4 protein-coding genes are annotated in these 4,958 nt (G+C 69.5%); 2 read left to right on the top strand and 2 right to left on the bottom strand.

Translation table 11 applies throughout. The features are described from left to right. Window positions 1–281: 281 nt before the first annotated feature. The gene (locus ASG32_RS28300) at window positions 282–1,715 is read right to left on the bottom strand and encodes a hypothetical protein (RefSeq protein WP_244492271.1); all 1,434 of its coding nucleotides are present in this window, start codon (window positions 1,713–1,715) and stop codon (window positions 282–284) included. Window positions 1,716–1,861: 146 nt separating this feature from the next. Next, the gene (locus ASG32_RS28305; RefSeq protein ID WP_244492273.1) at window positions 1,862–2,968 is read right to left on the bottom strand and encodes a hypothetical protein; all 1,107 of its coding nucleotides are present in this window, start codon (window positions 2,966–2,968) and stop codon (window positions 1,862–1,864) included. Between the two features lie 465 nt (window positions 2,969–3,433). On the opposite strand from ASG32_RS28305, the gene ASG32_RS28310 reads away from it, so the two are divergent. Together ASG32_RS28310 and ASG32_RS28315 are read left to right on the top strand one after the other, a co-directional pair. Next, window positions 3,434–4,351, top strand: a complete 918-nt coding sequence (locus tag ASG32_RS28310; RefSeq protein ID WP_056532960.1) for an SGNH/GDSL hydrolase family protein — start codon at window positions 3,434–3,436, stop codon at window positions 4,349–4,351. An 85-nt stretch (window positions 4,352–4,436) separates the two neighbouring features. After that, window positions 4,437–4,709 (top strand): hypothetical protein, encoded by a 273-nt coding sequence (locus ASG32_RS28315; protein ID WP_056532963.1) that lies wholly within the window; start codon window positions 4,437–4,439, stop codon window positions 4,707–4,709. Window positions 4,710–4,958 lie beyond the last annotated feature (249 nt).

A 4,958-nucleotide genomic window follows, 5' to 3' on the forward strand; every position in this document is an offset into this window, starting at 1 on the left:
GAGTGGGTCATGGCCAAGGCGCAGTTCGCCGTCATCTTCGGCGAGCGCTTCACCCGGGCCATGGCGGCCTGATGTTCAACCCGCCGCCCGCACACGGAATTCCTGACAGTCCCAGCGTTACCGGAAAATTTACGGCCCGCGCGCGCAAGCCAGTCCCGGACGGCATCGATCAGGGGCGTCCCGACCAGGAGGTCATCGGAGACTTGAAGCGGCGGGAGTCCATCCCGTCCGGCGCGGGCGGATCAGGCGATCCGGCCGCCGCCTCGCCGCGGGACGGATTCTCAGTCCAGCGCGTAGCCGAGCATCCCTTCGGACATGTGACCCTCACAGTCCGGGACGGTCGACACGAAATGATCGCGGCCTCCGGCGATGCAACGGTAGATCGGGTGGCTCCCCGGCCTCTGCGCCTCGTAGACGTAGCCGGTCTGCCCGAGCGGTGTCTGGCCCTCGCATCGCGGGTCGCGGCTGAGGAAGTGGTCCTGTCCTGCCGCGCAACTCATCAGCATCGCGGTCCCGGGCGCCGGGAGTGTCAACACGGTACCGAGGCTGCGCTCGATCGTGTAGCCCGGCCCGATATAGCCGGTCGTCACCCAGTGGCCGCCGGGCCCGAAGGCGCGCCGCAGGGGAAGGCGGTCGGCGCCCTTCGGCCGCCGCGCCTCGGCGATCCGCCACGTGCCGGGATAGGGGTCACCCCCTGAGAAGAAGACCGTGATGTCCGGCAGGAACGGCGTCAGGAACCCCGCCCCGTCGCGCTGGAAGCCGGGACTGTGGTTCAGGTAGAAGCCCGTGACGTCGGAGTTCAGGGAGCCCAGGGGTGTCCACGCCGCCGGCGCCCCGCTCAGCACAGCCTTCAGGGGCATCCTGAACAGCCCCATCTGGTAGGTTTCCCGGTCGGGATTGCGCCCCGGATCCTTGCAGGCCACCTGCTGGCACACGCGGCCCGGCAGCCCGGTCATGACGTAGACCTCGCCGGTCTTGGGATCGTAGGCGAAATCCGAGTTCGGGTTGATGGTCGAGCCGTCGATCGTGGCGTTGGGGACTCGCGCCGGCGCCCCGAAATGCACGCCGTCGGCCGTGTGCCGGACGTAGAGGTCACCGAAGCCCGGCACCCCCTGCGGCCCGGTGAGATCCGTGGTGAAGACGAACAGGCCGGACCGACCGTCCGAGAAGGTCGCCGGCTGGCCGGTGCCGTAATTGCCCTGCGCAACGACCGGGTTGATCGGCTTGATGACCGGTTCCGGGTAGTCGACCCACGTCACCTTGTCGTTCGAGAAGGCGAGGCCGGTCTGGTTGTTGTTTCCGGGCAGATTGTCGGCGCCCGAATAGTACATCGCGTAGGCGTAGGTCTGCCCGTCCGCCGGGTTGACGAAGCGGCCCCGGATCACGCTGGGATCACAGACGTACTGCCGGTTCCAGGAGTTGGGCGTCGGCTGGAACACGATCCGCGCCGGCGAGAAGCCGGTCTGCGGCGTGTAGGAGCGATGGAAGATGACGTCCGTCTTGCCCTGACCGCACCACCAGATGTCGGTGGTCCCGTTCTCGGTGATGACGCTCGGCGCGTAGTTGTAGCCGGCCGGATTGGCCTCGTTGACGAACAGCGGTTGCGCCTCCGGCCCCTTCCAGCCGGCCTCGCCCGCGACCGGGACGGCGAGCACCGCCAGGAGCATCCCGACGAGAGCGCCCTTCCGCGCAACGAGAACCGGCAGCATCCTCATTCCCATCGCTCCCACCGGTCCGCTCCTGACTCCGAGATGCCGAGACATTCCGGCGGCGTGCTGACGACCGGAATGTGGCCGTCTGATATCCGGCGGCTCGGACCGGCGGCTCCGATCGTGTCCCGACGCGTCTCCCGCGGACGCGATCACGCGCCCTGCGCGGGCGGGACCGCGCGGCGGCAGACCGGCCGCAGGGCGCGGTCGAGCAGCGATTGCCGCCCGAGGATCATCTCGAAAAAATCGTACTCCCCCGGCCTGAAATTGGCTTTCAGGAACTGGAAGTGCATGTGGAAAGGCTTGAGGCGCAGGCGCTTGTAGTCGTCCTCGGGTATCCTGTCCTTGACCCCGGCGGAACGGATGAGCGGGTTGCAGGCCAGGAAGGCAGGTCGTCCGAATCCGAGATCGAAGATCGGATTGAAGCCGTAGCAGTTGAGCCAATCCTGGGGGGCCTGGTAGTCGCACCAGACGATGCGGTCGCTGAAGACGAGGGTCGCGATGTCGTCGCGCAGCGCGCGGGCCTCGTGCTGGAGCGCCACGAAGGGCAGCCCCGAGCCGAGCGTGACGAGCGACAGGCGCGGATGCCCTCGATCGTCGGTCCCGAGGCGCGCGAGGACCTGCGCGGCGACCTCGACCGCCATGGCTGCGCCGAGGGAATGGCCGACGATCATGACCTCGTCGGGCGCGTCCGCGGGGTTCGCGCGCCAGTGGGCCAGTTCGGCCAGGACACGGTCCCGGAAGGCCGCGACCCGGTCCGCGTAATCCGGCCGCCGACCGGTCGCGTGCTGCCAGAAGAAGATCCGGATGCTCAGGATGTGCCAGAAGAACAGGCGCCCGAGCGCCTTCTTGGCGCCGTACAGGAGCGCGAGCGCCGCGGCCGCGAGAAGCAGCGCCACGCCGATCGTTTCCGTCGGCGCCGACGGGCTGACGGCAGCGTAGATCGCGGTGCCGAGCGCGATCAGGAGCGCCGGGGCCACGAAGGCGACGAAGAACGGGAAAGCGGTCAGCACCGTGTAGGGCCATCCGAACCGGGACGTTTTGAAGACCAATCCCTGTGCGAGCCCCGCCGCGACGCTCTGCGCCAGCAGAGCCAGCTTGCGCGACACGGGACGCGCGAGATCCGCATGGACGATATCGCTCCAGATCAGGGTCTCGCAGCGGACCGCCGCACCGTCGCCGTCGGCGGGCGCGTCGACCGTCCAGCTCCGGGTCAGACCATCCGGATCGGTCCGGATCTCCGAGACCGCGCGCGGCATCGCCCCGAACCGGGTCGCGTGACGGTGAAGCTCCCGCTTGAAGAAGGCGGGGAAGCGGATGCCGCTGCGGGCGTCGAATCCGTGAATGAAAAAGACATGTCGCCGCGCCACCGGTGCCGGATGAAGGTCTCTCAACTTGAAGGGCGTGAACGATAAGTAGCCGCGGACCATGTGATCGATCGAGGACGAGAGCACGAGCGGGATTCGTGGCGGTCGACGGCGCCCGCAGGGGCGGCTCCATTGCACCATCGCGGAGGGCTCCACAACAGCGCACCGGCGAATCTGGTTGCGCCACCGGCCAGCATTCATGATCCGGGCGGCATTCCCGGCACTGTCGCCCGGCAACACCGGCGGCGTTGAAAATCGGATTCGCGCTCGGGGGGGACTGGACTTGGGAAAACTGAGCCTCCTACGGTGCGGGACGCGGGGGCGGTGTTCAAGATTCGTATGGGTTTGTCAGAGGCCGTGAGGGCGCTCCGCAGCGGCGCCCTCCGCCGTCACAAGATCGGCCATATCCAGGCCGTCTTCGACGCTGCGCCGAGCGGCTGCGTCGTGCTCGCCGGCGACTCGCACGCGGCTCACATGCCGCGGCCGGTCGTTTCCCGTCCCGTGCTGAATGCCGGGCTCGCGGGCGCGACGGCCCGCTCGTACCGCCGGGCCCTCGACCTGCTGCGTGCGCCCCTGCCGGCCTTCCTGGCGGTCCTGTTCGTCGGGACCAACGACATCCGCTCGCCGTCGGCGCTCGGGCGATCGGCGACGGCCGATTTCTCCGACCACGCGGATCGCATCGTCGACCGCTTCCAGGCCTTCGCCCTCGACACGCTGGTCTCGGCGCTGCCGCCCACGCCGGCCTCGAGGGTTGCCGAGCGCGATCCCGCCGCGGTCGAGGTCTATTCCGATCTCCTCCGCGCCGTCTGCGCACGCCGGGGGGTCTCGTTCTTCGACCCGTTCGCGTCGCTGCGCGGAGCGCGCTTCGGTCTCGCCGAGGACGAGGCCTTCGTGGAAGGGACGCATCTGCGGGATTACGCGGCCGTCGCCGCGCGCGTCGCCGGCCAGATCCGCGACCGGTACGGTCTCGATCATTATCTGGAGAGCCCACTCCCGGGCTTCGATGAGGCGTATTACAGGAGCTGGTACGCCGACACGTGCCAGTATCCCCACGGTCCGGCGCGACACTACCTCGATCTCGGCTGGCGCGAGGGCCGTGACCCGAGCGGGCATTTCAGCACCGACGGGTATCTCGACGCGAACCCGGATGTTCGCGTGGCCGGCGTCAACCCGCTCGTCCACTTCCTGGAGGTCGGCTTCGCGCAGGGGCGGACCGGCTGGCAGAAGGCGCGCACGCATCCGACGCGCTATCGCGGCGTTGACCCGGACACCTGAGGGCAGCGCCGCGGGCCGGCAGCGCGCACGCCATCGTGACCGCCGCCGCCGCGAAGCTGACGCAGGACGGTGTACGCATGGGATCATGCGCCTCCTCCTCGCCGTCCCACTCCTCGTCCTCGTCGCCACCGGAGCGTCGGCCGGAGAGCCGCTCCTCGACGGACCCGTCGTCGCCGGCGGCTTCGGGATGGGCGGGTCGGACTATTACGGCGATGTCCACAGCCGGATGCCGTTCACCGGCGAGGCACCGCCGCGGCCGGTCGGGATGGCCGACATCGTGCGCGTCCGGGCAGCCCGCGCGCGCGCCGCGACCGCGTCCCGGCGACAGACGCCGCACCGGCCGGCGCATCGCGGCTGAGTGTCTCCGGCCTCCGCCGATCCGGACCAGCCGGACGAGGAGAGCGCGGTCCGAACGATCGGGCCGTAGCCGCAGGAGGACGGTCGGAGCGGCGGATCAGTGCCGGTATCGTTCGGCCAGGGCCATGAGGGCCTGGGCGAGCTCGGTGAGATTGGCGGAGGCGGCCTCGACCTGCCGGGTGCCGGCCGCGGTCTGCTGGCTGGCCTGGCGGATGTTCTGCAGCGCCCCCATCACCTGCTCGATGCCCAG

This window comes from Methylobacterium sp. Leaf361, assembly GCF_001424445.1.
Classification (GTDB): domain Bacteria; phylum Pseudomonadota; class Alphaproteobacteria; order Rhizobiales; family Beijerinckiaceae; genus Methylobacterium.

Excerpts from the sequence above, each read along its gene's own strand:
- ASG32_RS28300 (WP_244492271.1), bottom strand. The coding sequence starts at position 1,715 with ATGAGGATGCTGCCGGTTCTCGTTGCGCGGAAGGGCGCTCTCGTCGGG.
- ASG32_RS28305 (WP_244492273.1), bottom strand. The coding sequence starts at position 2,968 with ATGCCGCGCGCGGTCTCGGAGATCCGGACCGATCCGGATGGTCTGACC.
- ASG32_RS28315 (WP_056532963.1), top strand. The coding sequence starts at position 4,437 with ATGCGCCTCCTCCTCGCCGTCCCACTCCTCGTCCTCGTCGCCACCGGA.